The organism is Muricauda brasiliensis (assembly GCF_003057865.1).
In the GTDB taxonomy this organism is placed as follows: domain Bacteria; phylum Bacteroidota; class Bacteroidia; order Flavobacteriales; family Flavobacteriaceae; genus Flagellimonas; species Flagellimonas chongwuensis.
The window spans coordinates 39,698-62,962 of the sequence record NZ_QBTW01000019.1 but is presented as its reverse complement, the minus strand read 5'-3'; the positions used below and the strand labels follow the sequence as shown (position 1 = coordinate 62,962).

General features: G+C 41.3%; 18 protein-coding genes. 12 read left to right on the top strand and 6 right to left on the bottom strand.

Annotation, left to right across the window (positions count from 1 at the left end; all coding sequences use genetic code 11):
• The first annotated feature begins 13 nt into the window (after positions 1-13).
• The 3 genes from DCK90_RS14995 (at position 14) to DCK90_RS14985 (ending at position 5,804) form a co-directional block, all read left to right on the top strand.
• A complete protein-coding gene (locus DCK90_RS14995; protein ID WP_234414770.1) occupies positions 14-2,761 on the top strand; it encodes a gluzincin family metallopeptidase in 2,748 nt (915 codons plus the stop codon).
• Positions 2,762-2,918: 157 nt separating this feature from the next.
• Entirely contained in the window at positions 2,919-5,330 is a 2,412-nt protein-coding gene (locus tag DCK90_RS14990; RefSeq protein ID WP_108247024.1) for an alpha-ketoacid dehydrogenase subunit alpha/beta, read from the top strand.
• Positions 5,331-5,426: 96 nt separating this feature from the next.
• Entirely contained in the window at positions 5,427-5,804 is a 378-nt protein-coding gene (locus tag DCK90_RS14985) for a DoxX family protein (protein ID WP_108247023.1), read from the top strand.
• A gap of 3 nt (positions 5,805-5,807) precedes the next feature.
• Here DCK90_RS14985 and holA read toward each other — a convergent pair whose 3' ends face one another.
• A complete protein-coding gene (gene holA, locus DCK90_RS14980; RefSeq protein WP_108247022.1) occupies positions 5,808-6,809 on the bottom strand; it encodes a DNA polymerase III subunit delta in 1,002 nt (333 codons plus the stop codon).
• 26 nt (positions 6,810-6,835) lie between these two features.
• Between holA and DCK90_RS14975 the strand changes: the two genes are divergently transcribed.
• The 3 genes from DCK90_RS14975 (at position 6,836) to DCK90_RS14965 (ending at position 9,265) form a co-directional block, all read left to right on the top strand.
• Positions 6,836-7,282 carry a type I restriction enzyme HsdR N-terminal domain-containing protein gene (locus DCK90_RS14975; protein ID WP_108247021.1) on the top strand — a complete coding sequence of 149 codons (447 nt, stop codon included), beginning with the start codon at positions 6,836-6,838 and terminating at the stop codon, positions 7,280-7,282.
• A gap of 12 nt (positions 7,283-7,294) precedes the next feature.
• A complete protein-coding gene (locus DCK90_RS14970) occupies positions 7,295-8,296 on the top strand; it encodes a glycosyltransferase family 2 protein (RefSeq protein ID WP_108247020.1) in 1,002 nt (333 codons plus the stop codon).
• A 96-nt stretch (positions 8,297-8,392) separates the two neighbouring features.
• Entirely contained in the window at positions 8,393-9,265 is an 873-nt protein-coding gene (locus tag DCK90_RS14965) for an OmpA family protein (protein ID WP_108247019.1), read from the top strand.
• 55 nt (positions 9,266-9,320) lie between these two features.
• Here DCK90_RS14965 and DCK90_RS14960 read toward each other — a convergent pair whose 3' ends face one another.
• The 3 genes from DCK90_RS14960 to DCK90_RS14950 all read right to left on the bottom strand — a co-directional run bounded on the left by DCK90_RS14960 (position 9,321) and on the right by DCK90_RS14950 (position 14,777).
• On the bottom strand, positions 9,321-9,941 hold the full coding sequence (locus DCK90_RS14960) for an L-threonylcarbamoyladenylate synthase (RefSeq protein WP_108247018.1): 621 nt from the start codon (positions 9,939-9,941) through the stop codon (positions 9,321-9,323).
• 145 nt (positions 9,942-10,086) lie between these two features.
• Entirely contained in the window at positions 10,087-12,300 is a 2,214-nt protein-coding gene (locus DCK90_RS14955) for an alpha/beta hydrolase (RefSeq protein ID WP_108247017.1), read from the bottom strand.
• Between the two features lie 146 nt (positions 12,301-12,446).
• Entirely contained in the window at positions 12,447-14,777 is a 2,331-nt protein-coding gene (locus tag DCK90_RS14950; protein ID WP_108247016.1) for an ATP-dependent helicase, read from the bottom strand.
• A 140-nt stretch (positions 14,778-14,917) separates the two neighbouring features.
• Here DCK90_RS14950 and DCK90_RS14945 point away from each other — a divergent pair, with 140 nt between their 5' ends.
• The 6 genes from DCK90_RS14945 to DCK90_RS14920 all read left to right on the top strand — a co-directional run bounded on the left by DCK90_RS14945 (position 14,918) and on the right by DCK90_RS14920 (position 20,225).
• The gene (locus DCK90_RS14945; protein ID WP_108247015.1) at positions 14,918-15,457 is read left to right on the top strand and encodes a DsrE family protein; all 540 of its coding nucleotides are present in this window, start codon (positions 14,918-14,920) and stop codon (positions 15,455-15,457) included.
• Positions 15,458-15,479: 22 nt separating this feature from the next.
• A complete protein-coding gene (locus tag DCK90_RS14940) occupies positions 15,480-16,766 on the top strand; it encodes an amidohydrolase (protein WP_108247014.1) in 1,287 nt (428 codons plus the stop codon).
• A gap of 132 nt (positions 16,767-16,898) precedes the next feature.
• On the top strand, positions 16,899-17,234 hold the full coding sequence (locus tag DCK90_RS14935; RefSeq protein ID WP_159075857.1) for a hypothetical protein: 336 nt from the start codon (positions 16,899-16,901) through the stop codon (positions 17,232-17,234).
• Positions 17,235-17,249: 15 nt separating this feature from the next.
• Positions 17,250-18,812: an FMN-binding glutamate synthase family protein gene (locus DCK90_RS14930; protein WP_108247012.1), complete on the top strand. Its 1,563-nt coding sequence runs from the start codon at positions 17,250-17,252 to the stop codon at positions 18,810-18,812.
• Positions 18,813-18,853: 41 nt separating this feature from the next.
• On the top strand, positions 18,854-19,627 hold the full coding sequence (locus tag DCK90_RS14925) for a coiled-coil domain-containing protein (RefSeq protein WP_108247011.1): 774 nt from the start codon (positions 18,854-18,856) through the stop codon (positions 19,625-19,627).
• Positions 19,628-19,703: 76 nt separating this feature from the next.
• Positions 19,704-20,225, top strand: a complete 522-nt coding sequence (locus DCK90_RS14920) for a DUF7935 family protein (RefSeq protein WP_108247010.1) — start codon at positions 19,704-19,706, stop codon at positions 20,223-20,225.
• On the opposite strand, the gene DCK90_RS14915 is transcribed toward DCK90_RS14920, so the two are convergent.
• Positions 20,226-21,140: a patatin-like phospholipase family protein gene (locus DCK90_RS14915; RefSeq protein ID WP_108247009.1), complete on the bottom strand. Its 915-nt coding sequence runs from the start codon at positions 21,138-21,140 to the stop codon at positions 20,226-20,228. It abuts the gene before it with no gap.
• Positions 21,137-23,224: a M1 family metallopeptidase gene (locus DCK90_RS14910; RefSeq protein WP_108247008.1), complete on the bottom strand. Its 2,088-nt coding sequence runs from the start codon at positions 23,222-23,224 to the stop codon at positions 21,137-21,139. The genes DCK90_RS14915 and DCK90_RS14910 overlap by 4 nt, the downstream gene beginning before the upstream one ends.
• Between the last annotated feature and the right edge of the window lie 41 nt (positions 23,225-23,265).

Here is a 23,265-nt window from a genome sequence, read left to right as displayed (position 1 = left end):
CCGAAATGAGATTGTGGCTACACTCGATGGGCCCACCAATCAAATTCGTATACGACAACACTTCACCTATGTGAATCAGTCCCAAAAGGGGCTCTCCACGTTGTACTTCAACGACTGGAACCATGCCTACTCTAATAAAAATACTGCCTTGGCCAAAAGGTTTGGTGAAGAATTCAATAGGAGCCTGCACTTGGCAAAGGACAGGGAGCGAGGACAAACCACGATTAAGTCCATTGTGGACAACAACTACGCAGGTTTGGACTGGAAACGGCGCGGCAATACGGATATCATTGCCGTTAACCTGAATGAAATTCTTAAACCCGGAGAGTCTGTTAAGCTGTTTTTCACCTACACCATTAAATTGCCGGAAGCCAAGTTTACTGGATATGGGCATACGGGCAACGGGTATAATTTAAAGGATTGGTACCTTACCCCTGCGGTTTTTACAAATGGAGACTGGGAGCTGTACGATAATATGAACCTTGACGATCTGTACACCGACCTCACCGATACCCGTATCAACTTTACTTTTCCGAACCTGCTATATGTTGCCTCCAATTATCGTATGTCCAGTATTTCCAATTTTCCAGAAGGACAACACGTGCAACTCATTGGCGACAAACGAAAAAGTTGTGAAATCATACTTACTATTGACGAAAGATTCACCAAGCACATAACCAGCTACGTTACCATAACCACAGATATTGAATCCAATAAATATGAGGAAATAGCCCAGGGCATATCCATAAACAAGATTTCACAGTTTCTTTATGAGAATATGGGTGAATACCCGCACGATAATCTTTTGGTAAGTGAATTTGACTACAATAGGTCTCCACTCTACGGAATCAGTCAACTTCCATCTTTTATCAGGCCATACGAAGAGCAATTTCAATTTGAAATGAAATTCCTAAAAACGGCCATCCGAAATTACTTGAAGGAATCATTATATCTGAACCCAAGAAAAGAACGATGGGTAAACGATGCCATCGGGTATTACCTCATGATAAAATTTGTGGAGGAACACTACCCTGATCAAAAATTGATTGGAAAACTTTCAAGAATTTGGGGCCTTAAAAACTTCCATTTGGCACAAATGGACTTTAATGAACAGTACTCACTGTTCAGTATGCTGTCCGCTCGAAAAAACATTGACCAAGCACTGACCACCTCCAACGATTCATTGATCAAGTTCAACGAAAAAATCGCCAACGGCTATAAAGCTGGGCTTGGAATGTCATATTTATCCGCTTATTTGGGTAAAAAGGAAATCGATAGCACCGTGCTTGACTTCTATAAAAATTACAAACAGAAGCAAAATGTAAGTGCTTCGGATTTTAGAGCAACCATTGAAAAATATGCAGACAAAGATGTCAACTGGTTTTTTGATGAATATGTGTCTACTGACAAAAAAATAGATTTCAAGATCAAAAAAATCCAGAAGACGGAAGACTCCATCACTTTTACTTTGAAAAATAAAAGGGGTACCAATGTTCCCATATCTGTTTTTGGGCTGGAAAATGATTCTGTGGTTTCCCAATATTGGTTTTCGGAGATAGATAGCACTAAAAGCTTTACCATTCCTCGCCAAAGTGAGGATCGACTAGTGCTCAACTACGATCAAAAAATCCCTGAGTTTAATCAAAGGGACAACTGGAAGACCCTCAACGGATGGTTATCCAGTAACAAAAAACTAAAGTTCCAGTTTTTCAAGGATACGGAAGACCCATATTACAATCAAGTTTTTTATGTACCAATTGCAAACTTCAACCTTTATGATGGTATTACGCCTGGTTTACGATTGTACAACAAAACTTTCTTGGAGCGCCAATTCCAATACGATATCTCCCCTACCTATTCCTTTTTGGAGAAAACAATGGTAGGAAAAGTTGGTTTCAGGTATAGAAAATACCACAAGAAAACTGGGCTTTACGTCACCAATTATTCGTTTTCGGCTTCCACGTCGCACTTTCAGGAAAACTCTCGATTTACTACGATTACGCCGGCCGTAAGTTTTGGGTGGCGCCCCAATGACCTACGTTCTAACCGGAGACAAAACCTTCTTTTTCGTTATCGCAGTGTTTACCGGAACATAGACGAGAGCCTTGTTGGGGAGTTGGATACCGACCCAGACTACGGGGTCCTTAATGCGCGATATACAGATGTGGACAACAACATTCTTAACTACTCTCTTTGGTCTGTAGATGCCCAACACTCCAGTGAATTCACTAAGCTTGCCTTTGAGTTCGAATACCGAAAGCTTTTCCAGAGCAACAGGCAGTTCAATCTACGCTTTTATGCAGGTAAATTTCTAAGAAACGACACGGAATCCAATTTCTTCAGTTTCGCGTTGGACAGGCCCACCGATTATATGTTCGACCTTGCCTATCTGGGAAGATCCGAGGATTCCGGCTTGTACAGTCAACAGGTCATCATTGCCGAAGGAGGATTTAAGTCAAAATTGGAAAATCCCTTTGCAAACGATTGGATCGCCACCACTAACGCCAGTACCAATATTTGGCGATGGGTCGAGGCATATGGTGACTTGGGGTTCATAAGAAACAAAGGCAATGACCCTCGTTTTGTATACGATTCCGGTATCCGCTTAAATTTGGTGACGGACTATTTTGAACTCTACTTTCCCGTATACTCCAATCGAGGGTGGGAAATAGCTCAAGACAACTATGGAGAGCGTATTCGCTTTATAGTCACTATTAGTCCTAGGACCTTGACAGGTTTGTTTACTCGAAAGTGGTTTTGATTATCAAATCAATAATTTAATATCCAATAAACCAACCTAAATTAATATATATTTATTTTTTGATGGTTTATTTTAATAAATTCTCATTTTATTAACGAGATTTGATGTTGCTATTTTGATGTATTTTTAATAGTTTTGCATAAATCTTCAAACATCCATGGAACCTAAACCTAGTACAAGTAACGACATCTCTTTTGACGATTTCAAATCTCAAATTCTTCAAGATTACGAGACCGCCGTTATGAGTAGGGAATGTAGTCTATTGGGACGTCGCGAAGTACTTTCGGGAAAAGCCAAGTTTGGAATATTCGGAGACGGTAAAGAGCTTCCTCAACTTGCTATGGCAAGAGCATTCCAGGATGGTGATTTTAGAAGCGGTTACTATCGTGACCAAACCTTTATGATGGCGTTGGGTCACTTAAGCCCCAAAGCATTTTTTCATGGACTTTATGCCACAACGGACTTGGAGAAGGAACCCATGAGTGCCGGAAGGCAAATGGGCGGTCATTTTGTGACCCACAGCCTAAATGAAGATGGAACATGGAAAAACCTGACCGAACAAAAGAACAGTAGTGCCGATATTTCCTGCACCGCAGGCCAAATGCCCCGTTTGCTCGGTTTGGCACAAGCCTCAAAAATATATAGACATGTCGAGGGAATCGACCAATCCAATTTTTCCAAAAACGGGAACGAAGTAGCATGGGGGACCATTGGCAACGCAAGCACAAGCGAAGGTCATTTTTTTGAAACCCTGAATGCAGCCGGGGTAATGCAGGTACCCATGGTAATAAGCATCTGGGATGACGAATATGGAATCTCGGTACCCTCCGAATTCCATACCACCAAAGGTGATATCTCCGAAGCGTTGAGCGGATTACAACGGGATGAAACACATGATGGCTTTGAAATCTTAAAAGTAAAGGGATGGGATTATACAGCGCTGATACATGCCTTTGAAAATGCATCTGACATTGCACGCGAAGGCCATGTGCCCGTATTGGTCCATGTAACAGAATTGACCCAGCCTCAAGGTCACTCGACATCCGGATCGCACGAAAGGTACAAATCCACAGAAAGGCTGGAATGGGAACGCAAAAATGATTGCAACAAACGTTTTAGAGAGTGGATCATAGAAAATGGCATAAGCACAGAAGAAGAGCTTAAAAAGGTAGAACGCGAGATAAAGCACAAAGTACGTTCCGCCAAAAAAGAAGCTTGGTCCGAGTTCTTAAAGCCACAATTGATCGCAAAAAAGGAATTGGTGCAACTATTGGAAAAAGTGTCCGCACAAAGTCCCAACAAAGCGTTCATCAATAAATTAAAAAATGATCTAATTGCTACTGAAGAACCTCTAAAGAAAGATTTAGCATCAAAATCCAGACAAGCACTTCGTTACCTTTTAGGTGAATCCACCCCGGAAAAAAAGCAGCTCCAGCAGTGGATAGATAATTTTTTAAAGTCCAACGAACCTCATTACAGTTCGCACCTCTATAACGAACTTGACAATAAGGCCACAAAAATAGAGTCCGTAGCACCTTCTTATCCTGAAAAAACCGAGGAAGTCGACGGAAGAATCATTTTGAGGGACAATTTTGACGCTCTTTTCTCCAAATATCCTGAGGCACTTATTTTTGGTGAGGACACTGGAAATATTGGTGATGTTAACCAAGGACTTGAGGGCCTTCAAAAGAAGTATGGCGAACTAAGGATTGCCGATACAGGAATTCGTGAAACATCTATCATAGGTCAAGGAATCGGTATGGCCCTCCGTGGTTTAAGGCCCATTGCTGAAATACAATATCTGGATTATATCCTTTATGCCATCCAAACATTGAGTGATGATTTGGCCACTTTGATGTACCGGACCGTGGGTAAACAAAAGGCTCCGCTCATCGTCCGTACACGCGGGCACCGTTTGGAAGGAATATGGCACTCTGGATCCCCTATGGGAGGATTGGTGCATTTATTAAGAGGAATGTACATTTTAGTACCCAGAAATATGACTCAAGCAGCAGGTTTTTACAATACACTTATGAAAAGTGACGAGCCCGCTTTGGTCATAGAAAGCCTTAACGGGTATCGCCTAAAAGAACAAAAACCCGCTAATCTAGGAGAGTTCTGCACACCAATTGGCAAGGTAGAAACCCTTAAAGAAGGAACGGATATTACACTCCTATCATACGGTTCCACACTTCGTATTGTGGAAAAAGTAGCAAACGATTTATTGGAAGTAGGCATTGATGCAGAGGTTATCGACGCACAGTCACTTCTACCATTTGATTTAGACCATGACGTGGTGAAAAGTCTTCAGAAAACCAATCGCTTTTTGGTGATTGATGAAGATGTTCCAGGAGGGTGTTCGGCCTATTTGATGCAAGAAGTGGTCGAAAAGCAAGGTGGCTATAAATATTTGGACAGTGCACCCCAAACTTTATCGGCCAAGGAGCATAGGCCGGCTTATGCTTCTGATGGGGACTATTTTTCCAAGCCCAATGCCGAAGATATTTTTGAGAAGGTATATCAGATTATGCACGAATCGGACCCAAAATCATATCCATCTTTACGTTAGTATTTCTCATAAGTCAATTCAAAAGCACTTTTCGTCAATTAATGTTACGTTTTTTAAAACATAATTTATATTTTCACGTGCATTAATTTTCCCCACATGAAAAACAATACTTTGATACACCTGGGTCTGGCATTATTAAGGATAGTTCCATCAGCATTTATGCTTACTCATGGTTATCCAAAACTTATGAAACTTATCAATGGCAACACGGAATTTGCTGATCCTTTTGGGATAGGCCAAGCTCCCTCATTGTTTTTAGCCGTTGTTGGTGAATTTATCTGCCCCCTATTAATGATTATCGGGTTTAAAACCCGTTGGGCCGCAATACCTGCAGCCATTACTATGTTCGTTGCAGCTTTTATCGCCCATGGTGCTGATCCTTTTGGAAGAAAAGAGTTACCATTGCTTTATCTTGCCTTTTTTGTAATTATAATGCTATTGGGCCCGGGCAAGTACAGTGTGGATAAAAAATAACCTTTAGATTATTTCGGAGAGTAGTTCTTTCAGCAAATCAGCCTGTCCCATATTGCTGGCACCTACTCCTTTTCCTTTTAGATCTAAATTCCTTAAGCTGGAAATAATGCCGCTCACTCTTTTCATGGGATAATTTTTTGCGGCCACTACATACTCGTTCACAAAATAGGGGTTGACTCCAAGTACCTTGGCCACATTTCCCGGAGAATGGTCCTTGAGTCCATGATACTGTAAAAGTTGGGTAAAAAAGGTGTTCAGAAGAGTAACCGTAACCACAAAGGGATTGTCTTTTGGGTTCTGTGCGAAATAATCGATGATTCGTGATGCCTTTTTAACGTCCCGCTCCCCTATTGCCTTTTTCAGCTCAAAATTATTGAAGTCTTTGCTTATACCGATATGCTCTTCGATCAGTTCGGGGCTTATTTCCGTGGTAGGTGGGACAATCAATGTCAATTTATCAAGTTCGTTGCTGATTTTGCTCAAATCGGTTCCAAGATATTCCACCAACATGATACAAGATTTGGGGGAAATCTTGTACTTTTTACTCGCCAAGGTCCTTCGAATCCAATCTGCCACTTGATTATCATACAGTTTTTTACTTTCGAACAACTCACCACTTTTGTTGACGGCCTTATATAGTTTTTTACGCTTATCAAGCTTCTTGTACTTATAACAAAGTACCAAAATTGTGGTCGGTTGTGGGTTTTCGGCGTACGGAACAAGGTTTTCGATAGTTCTTGACAAATGTTGGGCTTCCTTTACAATAACCACTTGGTACTGAGCCATCATAGGAAATCGCTTGGCATTGGCAACTATATCATCAACAGTGGTATCCTTGCCATAAAGCACCATCTGATTAAAACCTTTTTCATCTTCCGTAAGTACATTTTCGGCAATATATTGAGAAATCCTATCAATATAATAGGGCTCCTCCCCCATTAAAAAATATATAGGTTTTGGATTTCCCTTGTTGATTTCCGACACAATCTCCTTTACTTTGTCCATTCAAATTATATCACCAGTTTTGTAGAATGCAAGATTTGAATTTTCCACCCTATTCGTTTCGAATCAAAAATAGCCAAAATAGGCAGTACATTTTTGATGGGCTACGTAAAAAATTTGTAGTCCTCCAACCGGAAGAATGGGTTCGCCAGCACGTGCTCAGATATTTGGTCTTTACCAAAAATTATCCTAAAAGCTTGATCAATGTTGAAAAACAGTTGACGGTCAACGATTTAAAAAAACGATACGATGTTGTCCTATTTAAACCTGATGGCTCTATTTATCTTCTCATCGAGTGCAAAGGTCCCGATGTAAACATCACTCAAGATACTTTTGACCAAATAGCCCGTTACAACTACGAGTTGAAGGCTGAATACTTAATGGTGACCAATGGTCTAGATCATTATTATTGCAAAATGGATCATGAGAATGAAAAGTATGCGTTTTTGAAGGATATTCCTGATTTTAGCCGTTAATTTGCCTCCGTTTTGAAAATCGCCGTCGTCATACTCAACTGGAATGGAGAAGCCTTGCTCGAAAGGTTCCTGCCTTCTGTTATGAAGCATTCGGATGGAGCCGATATATATGTGGTGGACAATGCCAGCACCGACGGATCGGTTGATTTCTTACAACAGCACTACCCTAGCATCGGAATAATTCAAAACAGCTCTAATGGTGGTTTTGCCAAAGGATACAACGATGGCCTTGAACATATTAAAGCAGATGTTTTCTGTTTATTGAATTCTGACGTGGAAGTAACTCCTAATTGGTTGGAGCCTATCAAAAATACTTTTAAGTCGATTCCCGAAGCATCCATTATTCAACCAAAAATTTTGGACCTAATCCAAAAAGACCGCTTTGAATATGCTGGTGCAGCAGGTGGATTCATTGATATGTTCGGGTACCCGTTTTGCAGGGGTCGCATTTTCCAAACCATTGAAAAGGACGAAGGCCAATACAATGACATCAAAGAAGTGTTCTGGGCCACGGGCGCCTGTATGTTCATTAAAAGTGACGTGTTTCAGAAATTAGGAGGGTTTGACGAGGACTACTTTGCCCACCAAGAAGAGATAGATTTATGTTGGCGCGCAAAAAATGCTGGTCATAAAGTATATTATGTAGGCCACAGTAGCGTGTATCACTTGGGCGGTAGCACCCTTTCCAATATGAACCCGAAGAAAACATTTCTCAACTTTAGGAACTCGCTGTACTCCATCACAAAAAATCTTCCCAGAAAAAAAGCAATCCCGCTGGTATTTGCGCGATTGGTCTTAGACGCCTTGGCAGCATTACGTTTTGTTTTCCAATTAAAATTCGACCACTGCTTCGCTATCTTGAGGGCTCATCTTAGCTTTTATGCTAACTTTATAAAAATGTACAGAAAGCGCGAAAAAGCTAATTTTATATTAAAATACCATATTACGACATCCATAGTATGGTCCTACTTCGTACATCAAGTAGAGAATTTTAACATTTTAGTAAAAGATTAACGAAGCCGAAATATAGGTACCTTGCTTTTTATCTAATTTTGGTGTAGTTTTTTAACATTTGATATATCTAACAATCCTTAAATTATAATCTGAACTATGAAAAAAGTTTTTCTAGGAACATTGGCAATGACGATTCTATTATCCTCTTGCGTATCGCAAAAGAAATATGCCGAATTGGAGGCCAAGCACAAAGAAACGCAAGACCTATTAAATTCCGCAACCGTTAAATTGAACGATTGTTTGGAAGATAAAGCAACCGCTGACTCTAGGTTGAAAACTCTCGAAGACCAAAATGCATTCCTTAAAGCGAACAACCAAGAACTCATCAACAATATGGGCAACTTGACTACGCTTACCACAAAAGGCGCAGAAAACCTTGAGAAGTCTTTGGAAAGCCTTAAAGAAAAAGATCTTACTATTAGAAAACTTCAAGATGCCGTTACACGTAGAGATTCTGTAAACCTTTCTTTGGTACAGAGCCTAAAAGGTGTGTTGGGCAACTTGGACGATGAAGATATCGAAATCAGTGTTGAAAAAGGTGTTGTATTCGTTTCTATCTCTGACAAACTATTGTTTAGAAGTGGTAGCTACAACGTAACCAACGCTGCTAAGGAAGTACTTGGTAAAGTAGCCAAAGTAGTGAACAACAAGCCTGATTTTGAATTTATGGTAGAAGGTCACACTGATAATGTACCTTATAGAAGCGGTGTTCTACTTGACAACTGGGATTTGAGTGCTAAAAGAGCAACATCCGTTGTTAGAATACTACAAGATGATTTTGGTGTAGACCCTGCAAGAATGACCGCTGCCGGACGTAGCTACTACGTACCACTAGTAGGTAACGATACTTCTGCAAACAGAGCTAAAAACAGAAGAACACGAATTGTTGTACTTCCAAAAATCGATCAGTTCTATAGCATGATCGAAGAAGGAATGAAAGACCCAGCAATCGGTGGTTCTGGAAAATAAGAAATAAGCTTTAGCTTATAGAATAAGAAAGCGGCCAAATAGGCCGCTTTTTTTATTAATATATCTCAAGGCTTCCCTTGCCTTCCCGAATCACTATCGGTTCATCACCCGATAAGTCTATTACGGTGGAAGCAACATTATCCCCATACCCCCCATCGATTACAATATCCACCAAGTTCTCCCATTTTTCAAAAATTAGTTCAGGGTCGGTGGTGTATTCCAAAATATCATCTTCATCACGGATAGATGTAGAAACAATAGGGTGTCCCAATCCTGTTACTAAGGCACGGGCAATCGAATTATCGGGCACACGAATACCCACCGTTTTCTTTTTCTTAAAGTCCTTTGGTAAATTATTATTCCCCGGCAGGATAAAAGTATAGGGGCCTGGCAAGGTTCTTTTAAGAATCTTGAATGTAGGGCTATCTATTTGGCGAACATAATCCGAAAGATTGCTCAAATCGGCACAGATAAACGACCAATTGGCCTTTTCCAACTTAACTCCCTTTATACGGGCAATGCGTTGCAATGCTTTTGAATTGGTAATATCGCACCCAAGACCATATACGGTATCGGTGGGATAAATTACCAGGCCACCTTTCCTAAGCACGTCAACTACCTGTTGAACCTGCTTTGGATTAGGGTTTTCCTCATATAATTTTATCAATTCTGCCATAAGTCATCAAAAAAAGTTATACCCATTTCAAAAGAACAACTACAAAGATAATACTTATTGAACGTGAGGATGGTACATAGATTGATGGCCACCATCAATCTACATATTCAGCAAATTGAAGTCTATTTATAGCGTACCGTAAAACCTACTTGTCAAGATAGAACCCTATATCATCCAAAATAACCACGCCCAAAGTGTCCTTATCAAAAACCATATGAATGCTTTTAATTTTATCCAGATTTAGGCTATCATTCTTTTTCAAAAAAGATGAAATAGGCAGATAGCAGCTTTTTAATTGGTCTTCAGCGTTTTTTCCTATCATGGTTTTGTCAAAAAAATCAAACTTGGTAAACTTGGTTTTGATTACTCCCGGTAAAGCATTGTAATCCGATACTGCCACCGATGAAGTGTTTCCGGTACTATCCTTCAGCATCACACTAAAATTGAAACCAAATGTTGGCACATCCTCTTTCTTATCCTTATCCTTTAATTCCAATTCTGAGATATCGCCCATGGCCATGGATAAAGCCAAAGTATCGGCTATACTGAAATTCCTCAAAGTATCGGGCAACATAATACTGTATATCGGAAGGGAGTCCTTTTGTACGTTCTTACCATGCTGCCAACCCAAGACCAAAGTATTGTTTTGCTGGCTCCCGCCGTCTCTGGACATCAATTCGGTTTCTCTCCAGATTTTGAAGTTTTTGGCAGCCAATGTTATACTGTCAGACGCACTGTTCAAATCCAAATCCCCTTCAAAATCAACCAGCACTTGCTTGCTTACATCGCTGTATTGACTTCTATAAGTTTCTTTGGGCAACCAATCATGCGCCAAATCCACGTTTTTGAACATAGGCAGATAATCCTTATCCTTTTTGAACACACTCTCTGCAAATGCACTCACATAAACCTTGGCCACTTGCCGTTGCTCCTCTCCTGTGACCAACGGCTCAAGATTGAGCAACCATTTCATTGGAGCGCCAAAATCCGAACGGCCCCACGATGAATTAAATTGACCATGATTGGCATGGTTCATATATAAGCCAGTTTTAAAGCCATCAAAACCATCGGAGAACGTTAATCTGTGATACGGACGCATTCCCCAAAAACTTGTTTCATCAGCATCTGATGCTCCTTGAATGCTCAAATAGTTGATATCTTTTAAACTAATCTCACGATTGTACCTATAATCTGTGGGTGCTACTGTGATAATACCTTTAATCCCAAAATCAAAGTCGAACTTTTCATTACCATTATCGGGAAACCTCTCTAATTTATTAAAAGCTGCCGCAATGGATACGGCTTCACCTCCTCTGGAATGCCCCATTAAGATTACATTTTCCAAATCTGCCTTTCCCGCCAATTCAGAACTCTCATCATTGTTCCAATTTCTCCATTGTTCCAGATGTTTGAGCAGCAACCAACCACGAGTTGGCATCTCCTTGCCCATAAAATCACCGGACCAATGTCCGTTAATGAAGTTTTCATCCACTGAGACCCCAATAATACCTCGGCTGGCCAAAAGCTCTCCGAGATAGGCATAACCTCCATCGGAATAATCGAGCATACTGTGGTTACCATGCACCATCATTACCATTGGAAAGGGCCCCTTGCCCTTGGGCATATACACATGGGCATTCAAAGGAAAACCATCCACCCCAAAGCCCCAATATTTTTCGCGCCACTTTTTCTTTTTGCCCTTCCATTCCGGTAGTAACAGTGATGCATCAACAGTTGATGTCTTAATCCTAACACCTTCGGCGTATTCCGGTCTTTTCTCATCGGTTCCACTACCATAGGTAAAAACTTCAATATCAAAATTTCCCTTTTCAGAAGGGTCTGCAATACCCAATTTGCCCAAAGTAGTTACGGATATGTTCTCTTCGGATGTTGATTCTTCCAAATATGGGTCGCCATCCAGGGCATTGAATCCATATAGCCCAAGGACAATCAGCACAATACCAATAAGTATTAGAACACCTCCCCTTGCGATATTTTTATTTTTCAAGATTTGCCAAATACCGAAAACAATCAATACCAAGCAGATAAAACCGAATAAAGCGAGCGTATAAAACAATACGGATGGCCACCTGAAAGCATACATCCGCATAATGTAGAGTGCCAAAAACCCTCCCAAGATTGTAGTTGCAATGGGCAATGGGATTTTCCTGCCCAGTGGAAAAAGCAAAGTGAGCAATAATTTTAATACAATAATCAGTACTATGCCTATCAGTATTCCGGCAGCCATGGTCACCCATGCGGGGTATCCAATTGCGTAGTGATAGCCGGCCACTCCAAAAATCGTGACAACAAGAATGGCGACTGCTAAAAAAACAGGTTTAAGAAAGAGATTCTTCATAGGGGGAGGTTGGTTGGTTTGGTCTTAGAATTCAAAATACTAGCTCTGAATTTAAGCATTTTTACCCATTGCAGCCTACTCCCAAAAATTAATTAGAAAATAACTAAACCAGCTAAGGTTAAATTGTGAGAAAGTGAAAATTTGTATTAGGCATTGTCCAAAACCTCAAGTTTGGCAAAGCGCAGCAATAGTTTTTTTATGCCACCCTGGTCAAAATGTATTTCCGCTTTTCTATCGTTGCCGACTCCTTCGATATTTAGAATTTTTCCCCTGCCAAAACGGGTATGGTTGACGCGTGCTCCCGTTACCAAACCAGGGTCCAGGTCCTGCGCTTGGGCCGGAGAAGATATCTCGGGTTTTAGTTTGCGCAGCTTGCGCAATTGGTTTTCATTTGGGCCCTGAACACTGGGAGGTGTTCCGTTCGATGGCTTTACCTGACGCAGCTTGCTCTTGTCCACCTCACCGAAAATATTCTTATCTATTGTTGATTTATATCGGTAACCATCATTGACAGGCGTTAGGTTCTCGACATACTTTTCCTCAATCTCTTCCAAAAAACGACTAGGTTCGGCATCGATCAATTTTCCCCAACGATAACGGTTTTGGGTATAGGTTAGGAATGCCTGTTTCTCTGCCCTCGTGAGTGCCACATAAAACAATCGTCGTTCTTCTTCCAGCTCGCTCCTAGTGTTCATACTCATGGCTGACGGAAACAAATCTTCCTCCATTCCCACAATATATACATAGGGGAATTCCAGACCTTTGGCCAGGTGAATGGTCATAAGGGCCACTCTGTCGTCATCCTCAATATCCTTGTCCATATCGGTGGCAAGGGCTACATCCTCCAAAAATTCGGTCAAACTTCCTGTGGCATCTGCAATTTCTTTTTGGCCCTCCACAAAATCCTTGATACCGTTCAAAAGTTCCTCGATATTCTCCATTTTGGCGATTCCCTCTGGAGTGCCATCTTTTTTGAATTCTAGCAGGAGACCCGTTTTTTTGGCCACATGCTCGGCCAATACAAAAGCATCGGAGCCTTCGTTCATAATTTGAAAGCTCTTGATCATAGTGACAAAATCCGCCAATTTACGTTTGGTACCTGCATTGATGTTTAGATTCAACCGGTCCAAATTGTCCATCACCTCATAAATGGAACGTCCATAATGGTTGGCTGCGACCACTAGTTTGTCTATTGTGGTCTGTCCTATTCCACGCGTGGGGAAGTTGATCACCCGTTTCAAGGCCTCCTCATCTTTTGGATTGATGACCAACCTCAGATAAGCGAGTACATCCTTAATCTCTTTCCGTTGATAGAAGGACAATCCTCCATAAATCCGGTAGGGAATATCCCTTTTGCGGAGTGCATCCTCAATGGCTCGTGATTGTGAATTGGTCCGGTACAAAACGGCAAACTCCCCATTCTGCATTTGATTTTGCATCTTGTTCTCGAAAATTGAACCTGCTACATATCGGCCTTCCTCGGCATCGGTAACGCTTCGGTGGATTTTTATGAGCCCACCATCGTCATTCGAGGTCCACACATTCTTCTCCAACTGATTTTTATTGTTTGCAATGATGGAGTTTGCTGCGTTTACAATATTCTTGGTGGAACGGTAATTCTGTTCCAATCGATACACGGCCACGTCGTCATAATCCCGTTGAAAGTTGAGAATATTACTGATGTTCGCCCCACGGAACGAATAAATACTCTGCGCATCGTCGCCTACCACACAAATATTTTGGTAACGGTCGGAAAGCGCCTTTACAATTAAATATTGCGAGTGGTTGGTATCCTGGTACTCATCCACCAAAATATAACGGAAACGATCTTGGTATTTCATCAACACCTCAGGAAACCGGGTCAATAGTTCATTCGTCCTTAGCAACAAATCATCAAAATCCATGGCACCCGCCTTAAAGCATCTGTCCACATAATTCTGATAGATTTCTCCCAAACGTGGACGCTTTGCCATGGCATCGGCTTCCATTAATTCAGGATTTTGAAAGTATGCTTTCACCGTAATCAAGCTGTTCTTGTAGGATGAAATGCGATTCTGGACCTGCTTGTACTTGTAGACATCTTTATCAAGCCCCATTTCCTTGATAATGGCTGCGATCAAGCGTTGTGAGTCTTGGGTGTCATAAATGGTAAAATTGCTCGGATAGCCCAGTTTGTCACCATCAAAACGGAGCAATTTGGCAAAAACGGAGTGGAACGTACCCATCCATAGGTTTTTGGCCTCCGAATTCCCCACGATGGTGGCAATACGCTTCTTCATCTCACGTGCCGCCTTATTGGTAAAGGTCAACGCCAGAATATTAAAGGAATCCACGCCCTGTTCCATCAAATGGGCGATTCTGTACGTAAGCACACGGGTCTTTCCAGAGCCAGCACCGGCAATTACCATTAGAGGTCCATCCTTGTGCAGCACGGGAGCGCGCTGCGCATCATTCAATTCATCTATAAAATTACTCAAGGGCCAGAAGCTTTTAAAAGTAGGCGTGAAATTAGCCAATAATGATCTTTTGCTAAAATCAAGCTGTCAATTTTTATAAACATCGTTTTCGGATTTGGATTGAATTTTAAATATATTTAGACCCTCAACCCTATTAGCTGATGAATTTTCAACGTTTATCCCAATTTCTTCTAGTTTTTCTTTCTTTTTATGGATTTTCCCAAACCACAAAAACAGGTCCTGTAATCGACGGTTACGGTGCCGTATGGGAAATCAACAATCCTGATTTTGAAACTGACAAATCACAAGATTTCAAAGTCGTTTTCGATGTTAAGGATGGACCCGAGTCCGATACCGAAATCAACCGGAACATCAATACCGTTGCCCGTTTTTTGAATATGCATGCCCAAAGTGGGATTCCCTCCTCACAAATAAAGGCGGCATTGATAGTACATGGCACAGCAGCAAGGAATTTACTGTCCGATGATGCACATAAAGCCCGATATAAGGTTGAAAATCCAAATCGAGAACTGGTAGAAAAACTCTTATCCGCAGGTGTAGAAATAATCATGTGCGGACAATCGTCCAAAACAAGGGATCTCCCAAAAGAAGATTTGATTCCCGGCGTAAAAATCGCGCTCTCCGCTATGACGGCCAATATTCAATTGCAAAACCAAGGCTACCGCCCGATCAAACTATAAACTAACTCAACACAATTATTTTATGAAGCACATTTTAGCACTTGCACTTTGTACCGCAAGTTTATCCATTTATGCCCAAGACCATGGACTGGAAAAGGACATCGCCGCCGTTGAATCAAAAGTGATTGAATGGCGACGCGACATGCACCAACATCCCGAACTGAGCAACCGAGAGTTTAAAACAGCGGAAAAGATTGCTGCCCACCTAAAATCCCTCGGCATCGAAGTGCAGACAGGTGTTGCGCATACCGGTGTTGTGGGACTTTTAAAAGGAGACCATCCCGGAAAAGTGGTCGCTTTGAGAGCCGATATTGATGCCCTACCGGTGACGGAAAGAAACGACCTTCCGTTTAAATCGGTGGCAAAATCCGAGTATTTGGGCGAAGAGGTTGGAGTAATGCACGCCTGTGGACACGATACTCACATCGCAATTATGATGGGAACTGCCGAAGTCTTGGCCAAGAACAAGGACAAAATCCATGGTACCGTAAAATTCATATTCCAACCTGCAGAAGAAGGCGCGCCTCCGGGAGAAGAGGGCGGGGCTGAACTTATGGTCAAAGAGGGGGTTCTTGACAATCCCAAAGTGGATGCGATTTACGGACTTCACATAGGTTCTTACTTGCCAGTGGGTCATATTGCCTACAAACCGGGCGGTGCTATGGCCGCGGCCCAACGTTTTGTTGTGACCGTTAAAGGAAAACAATCCCATGGTTCACAGCCTTGGGGCGGTATCGACCCCATTTTTGTGGCATCCAAGATTGTGGATGGGTACCAGTCCATCATCAGTCGGGAATTGGAATTGACCAAGGAAGCTGCAGTAATTACCGTTGGTAAGATAAGTGGTGGGGTACGTAACAACATCATCCCGGAAAGTGCTGAACTTATCGGAACCATCCGTACGTTGGATTATGACATGCAAAAACAAGTTAACGATAGAATGAAAGAAATGGCAGAAAACATTGCCAAAGCCTACCGCGCCGAAGCAACTGTGGAAATTGCCAAAGGGGTTCCAATCACGTACAACGACCCTGATTTAACAGCAACATCATTGCCCAGTCTTCAAGAAGTGGCTGGAGCAGAAAATGTACACTTGATCAAGGCCATTACAGGGGCCGAAGATTTTTCGTTCTACCAAGAAAATATACCTGGTTTCTTTTATGTTTTGGGAGGAAAAGACCCCAATGCAGGTCCTGATGAGCACTTTCCCCATCACACTCCCGATTTTAAAATTGATGATAGCGGATTACAATTGGGTGTGAAAGCCATGACGGAAATCGCTTTGGATTACTTGGATAGAAGTAAATAGGTTTCATTAAAAAATAAAAAACTTTAAGCCCCAATGTCCTCCAATATTTGGAATTTGGATGTTGGGGCTTGATATTTGTTCAATCAGAGATTTTATTTGATTATATTTTCAATCAATTTTAAGGCAAATCCTTTGAACAATAAAGTCCAAATTGCAGAATTCACACATCCCTTTCCAGCTAAAATTTTTGAAAAAGAGCTTGTGGAAAATGACATAGAATTTGATACTTTTTTAAAATCCTCCTCAGAGGGTTTTGATTCAACCCTTTTTTATGTGAAGAGGATTGATTTTGAAAAGGCTTTTGAATTAAAAGAAAAAATAGATAGAGAGAATACAGCTTCAGAGATAAAACATCATCATCCTATAAGAAAAGTGATTGCGTATATTGGCTTATTGTTCATCCTCTATTTCCTTATTGAGAAGATTATCAAATTATTCGATGAAGACTTTTCAATTTTCAACTTTTAATTATCGATGTTAAGAATGGAAGAATTTCTTGATTTTTTAGGCGATATCCCTTGGTGGACTTGGGTTTTGATTTTTTTGGCACTTGTGGCCATACGTGATATCTTTTTTCAAAAGGCCCATACCATAAGCCACAACTATCCGGTAGTGGGACACTTAAGGTACTGGCTGGAAAGTATAGGGCCAGAAATGCGTCAATATTTTGTGGCCAACAATAGAGAAGAACTTCCTTTTAACAGAATAGAGCGAAGCTGGATATACGCTTCGGCAAAAAAAGAAAACAATTATGAAGGGTTTGGTACCGACAGGGACATTTACAAGCACCAACATCTTTTTATAAAAAATGCCATGATAGGGTTTCAAGTGCCCGAAAAACACCCAAACATTGAACATCCTTATTTTGTACCGTGCGCCAAAGTAATGGGGGCCTATAATAAGCGAAGAAAACCGTATCGCCCAGCATCTATCATCAATGTATCCGCAATGAGTTTTGGCTCGCTTTCCGCAGCTGCCATCGAATCTTTGAACAAAGGGGTTGAAAAGTGCGGTGCCTATCATAATACGGGTGAGGGCGGCCTTTCACCCTACCATAAACAAGGAGGGGACGTGATTTTTCATTTTGGAACTGGATATTTTGGAGTCCGTTCAAGAGATGGTGGTTTTTCCATGGACAAATTAAAAGTTTTGGTAGATGAAAACCCATGTGTCAAAGCCATTGAAATCAAGCTTTCACAAGGAGCCAAACCCGGAAAGGGCGGAGTACTACCTGGTTCTAAAATAACCCATGAGCTTGCTGAAATACGTGGCGTGGAAGTTGGTAAAGATGTCATCTCCCCTCCTACCCACAAAGCATTTTCTACTATTCCAGAGCTTATGGAGTTTATTGAGTCCATTGCTGAGGAAACAGGACTCCCCGTCGGAATTAAGGGTGCCATCGGAAAAATTGACCAATGGCAGGAACTTGCCGATATCATGAAGAAAACAGGAAAAGGACCAGACTTTATTACCATTGATGGTGGTGAAGGAGGAACGGGAGCAGCACCTCCAAGTTTTGCCGATCATGTCTCCCTACCTTGGACTTATGGGTTTTCTACGGTCTACAAGATTTTCCTAGACCACGGACTCACGGATAGGATTGTTTTTATCGGAAGTGGAAAACTAGGGTTTCCAGGAAAGGCGGCCATGGCTTTTGCTATGGGCGCAGACTGCATCAACGTGGCCAGGGAAGCCATGATGAGTATAGGTTGTATTCAAGCTCAGGTGTGCCACACCAATAGATGCCCTGCCGGTGTTGCGACGCAAAGCAAATGGAGACAGAGCGGAATCAACGTACCATTAAAATCGGATAGATTGGCCCAATACTTCAATACCTTCAAAAAGGAGTTTTTGGAAATCACCCATGCTGCGGGTTATGAACATCCCTGCCAATTTCATATGGAGGATATACAAGTGAATGTGGATGATGATTATCTTAGCAGCGATATTAGAAGGGTCTACAAGTACCAAAAAGAGAAAGTGCCCTTCACCTCCATGCAGGATCTCTATAATTGTGAGCATCTTGGAGGCAAGAAAACAACTTAATTAAAAACATTATAACTTAGACCCAAATAATTGTACTACTTATGAAAAACAATCTACTCGTCATTGCGCTTCTTATTATAACCACAAGTGTTTATCCGCAGAGAAAAAGTGATTTGATTGCAGAAATAGATAATCTAAAATCGAAGATATCCGAAGTCGAACAGGAACTGGCTGTTGCAAAAAGGGAAATATCATCCAGTAACGCAGAAGCTGAGGCCTTGAAATCGGAAAACTTAACGCTTCGTGATGCAAATGCGACCCTACTGGGGAACATGAGCAATTTTTCGCAGTTGTCAAAGCAGAACTCGGACAACGTCGACCGCGCAATGGCGGCTCTTGCCAGAAAAGAAAGACAATTGAGCGGAATTAATGATATGATTTCCGCGAACGACTCTACCGCTATTGTTTCTCTCACACGAATAAAACAGACCTTGGGAGAAAATGCCAAAGTAAGTGTTGAAGCTGGCGTAGTGGTCATCAGTAATAGTTTGAATACGCTTTTTGGTTCGGATACCTCCGACAAATTGACGGAAGAAGGAAAAACATGGCTGGCCGGGGTTGCAAACATCATCAAATCGAATCCAAATTTTAAGGCCGAGGTCGAGGGATTGAACATTACTGGTGAATTTGGACCTACCTATGGCCAAGTGGCTTCTGTGGCTTCTGAATTGGTGACCAGTTTGGAAGTGCCCGCCGAAAACATTGGCATTTCGGCCAAGGATGGCAATTTTAAAGAAGGGATCAATATTAAATTGCAACCCGATTACAAAGGTTTTTACGCTAAGGCCAAAGAAAGTGCCAAGGCGACCCAATAACCTTTAATCAAAAATACTTTTTACAATTTTGATGCGTTCTTGGTAGTGTAAAATCAATAAAAAACCAGACTACCTTATGAGTGGAGATCAAATCCTTCAGTTATTCGCTTATTTAATGCCGGCCGTTGTAACCGGAGCCGTGGCCTTCTACTTTTTTAGATTGCATACCCGCAATGAAGATGGGCGCAGACGATTTTTATTGCACAAAGATTCCCAAAAGGACACTTTGCCAATTCGTTTACAGGCCTATGAGCGCATGGCCTTATTTTTAGAGCGTATTGCCCTGAACAGCTTAGTGGTTCGTGTTGCGCCGACGAGTAAAAACAAAGGTGATTACGAAAACTTGCTCATAAAACAGATTGAAACCGAGTTCGAGCATAACCTCTCCCAGCAAATTTACATGTCGGATGCTTGCTGGAATATTATCAAAACAGCAAAGAACACTACTATACAGATAATCCGTTCAGCTGGAATGAGCGAAACCGATTCTCCCGATAAATTGCGAGAAGATATCTTGAACCAGACCATGGAAAAGGAATCACCATCGAATGCAGCCTTGGCTTACGTTAAAAAAGAGGTTAGCGACCTTTGGGCTTAATCATTCCTGTTTTTCAGGTTCTATAGGACTTGTTTCCTCATTCTTGTTCTTGGCATACAAATAACCGCGCTTCCACCACAAGGTCATACGCTCCTTATTGAATATCAATGAGTTTGTGGTGAGAACCGTTGGTGTATAATAAAAATTGATGATGGCATCCTTCTGATTGGCCACCAACTTCCCGATACGCACATTTTGGTTCTCGATACGATCCAGCATAAAACCAAAAATGGTTGTTATCAAATCAAAAGGGTTTTTAGAGGACATACGGTTCAAGTGGTTTACCTCGGTATGAAGGACAATAACATCCACCTCGGTCGCACCACGTAACAAAGCCTCCTCTATCGGAACTAAAGTGCCAAGTCCGCCATCTGCATATTCACAGCCATCCTTTTTTACCAAGCTCATAAAAGGGGTGTAATTGGAGGAAATCCAAATCCAATCACAGAACTCATCGTAGGTGCAGTCATTAATGGATTTATATTCCACCTGGTTCAATGATAGATTAGAGACGGTAACCACCACATCCATCTTACTTTTTTTAAGCTTATTGAACTCTTGGACGGTAATGGAACTACGAATCAATGTTCTAAGGTTCTCACTTTCCCCAAAGGTCTTTTTACCCTTGATGAAGTTTTTTATAACGTTCCAGTGGTTGATGGCGATGGTCTCAACACCATGTTTTTTCTTGATGACAAACGGACAATTATTGAAGATGCTGTCCTGATTTACATTGGAATAGATGTTCTTGATCTTATCCAGTTTATTCAGGGCCAAATGGGAAATCAACAGGCTACCCGTGGACGTTCCAACAAACAGGTCATAGTCGTGTTTGGCCTCTTGAATCAAAAATTGAGCAACACCGCCCGCAAAGGCACCCTTACTTCCTCCTCCCGAAATGACCAATGCCCTCATTCACCTAAAGTTTTCTCCAAATATTGCTTTTCTTCCTGACTTAGCAAAGGGTAAAGTCCCTTAATGCGGGCCGTGTTCCCTTCAGATTGCAAAAAGTCGTTCAAGATGGTCCGGGCCGATTTTTTAAAATGCCACACATGATGACTACAGGACTCGACCAAATTTTTGAGAACCGTATCCGTAAAGCCCCCGATGCTCTTCAAATATTGAAATGCAATCAAACGTGTCTCAAAATGATGCTCGGAACTGGTATACCCACTCAATTCATCAAAATATGTTGCTTTTGAATCCGGATTATACTCGGGAGTCACCAAAGCTAATGTTAACCAAAGTAATCGAATGTTCTTATTGGGGAATCCAGTAATGTTTTCGGTCTCACTTAGGTATTTACTCCTGTTTTTGGGGAAATCCGTCCACAATCGATATAAGGCAGTCTCAATGGTAGTATAACTTTTATCCTTTAACAGATTCTCCGCAGCGATTTTAAGTTCAGATGGTATTTTGTTCTGAGACAAGATTACGGCCTGTCTTGTTTTTACATCTCCCGATTGGAGAACGGAGCCTAAAAATTCAGGTGATAATTTGATTCCATAATCTAAAACCAGATTTTCCTTTAATTGACTTGATTTTATTTTTTTCCACCTACGTTTTAAAACAGCTTCGGCTTGACCAATCTCCTCTATCTGGTTTTTTATCTCAAAATAGGTTTTTATTGATGCGTTTTTCTTCCGCAAAAAAGAAACCACCTGATTATAGGGAAAATCTGGGTTCTGCAACCACAATTTCTCAAAATCACTAAGATCAGTGTTCGAAATCTCCTCAAGTTCTACCATTAAATTGGGTATGGTCACATTTTTAAAAGCATATTTGTTCAAATAGTTTCGAACCCCTTTTTTAAAGGCTTCCTCTCCTACTCTATCTTGTAGCATTACCAAGGCCCAGGCACCTTTCTCATAAAAGGTAAGGCTACCCGCCCCCGAGTTTCGTAATGCTTCGCCCTGATCGTCCTCGGAGAAGTTCCGCAAGGCTTGTGCAGTCTTCAATAAATGCCAGTAAAAGTAATCTTCCCCAAAAATGTCCCTTTCGGCCAAGTACGCATAAAATGTGGCAAACCCCTCATGCAGCCAGTGATGTTCACTGCTGGTTTCCGTGACCAAGTTACCGAACCATTGATGCGCTAATTCGTGCGCATTGACATTTACATAGTTTTTGTCCACAAAAGCCGTGGAATCTATCACATATTGATTTGAAAATATGGTACAGGTCGTGTTCTCCATTCCTGCATACAAAAAATCCTGAACAGGAACCTGTTTATAGTTCTGCCATGGGTATGCAACCTCAATTTCTGTTTCTAAAAAATCAAAAATGTGTTTAGTATATCGGTAGGTAGGTTCTACTTTGGTAAAATCCGTTGGTTCGTAATACAGTTCAATGGGTATTCCCGAAGATGAGATTATGGCTTTTTTATTGTAGTCTCCAATGGCAAAACCAACCAAATAACTGCTCATTGGTTTTTCCATATCAAACTGCCACAAATGACCATTTGAGTCAGGCAAACTTTCTTTTTTGATGAGTTTCCCGTTGGCGATTACGGTATAATTCTCTTTGAGTTGTATTTTGATATCAAACTCCACTTTTTCGGTCATATCATCAAAACTGGGCAACCAATGACTGGTATATTTTCCCTGACCTTGGGTCCATACCTGTTCATTGTTCCTGACGGCATCATCCCATCCTAAAAAATATACCGTTTGTTTTGGTTTTGCCACATATTCCATTGAAACGATATGATTCTCCCCTGCTTTCATCGCATTTTTGATGATAATTCTCTTGCCATTGTAGTCATAATCCAAATTTTCACCATCCAAAGTAAGATTGGAAAACTCAAGGTTCACGGCATCCAAAAAAATGGAATCCACATCGTCGATTACATTAAATTGATACGAAACGCTACCATTGATGCGATTTTCAATAGGTGTAGGTTCAATCAAAACATCTGCATGGATAAAATCCACTTTATCCTGAATTTGAGCGGACAGGAACTGTACAAATAAGAAAAATATAAGTGCGGGGCTCAGCTTCATACCATCATCTTATCAAAAGTCCTTCCAAATTACATATTTTA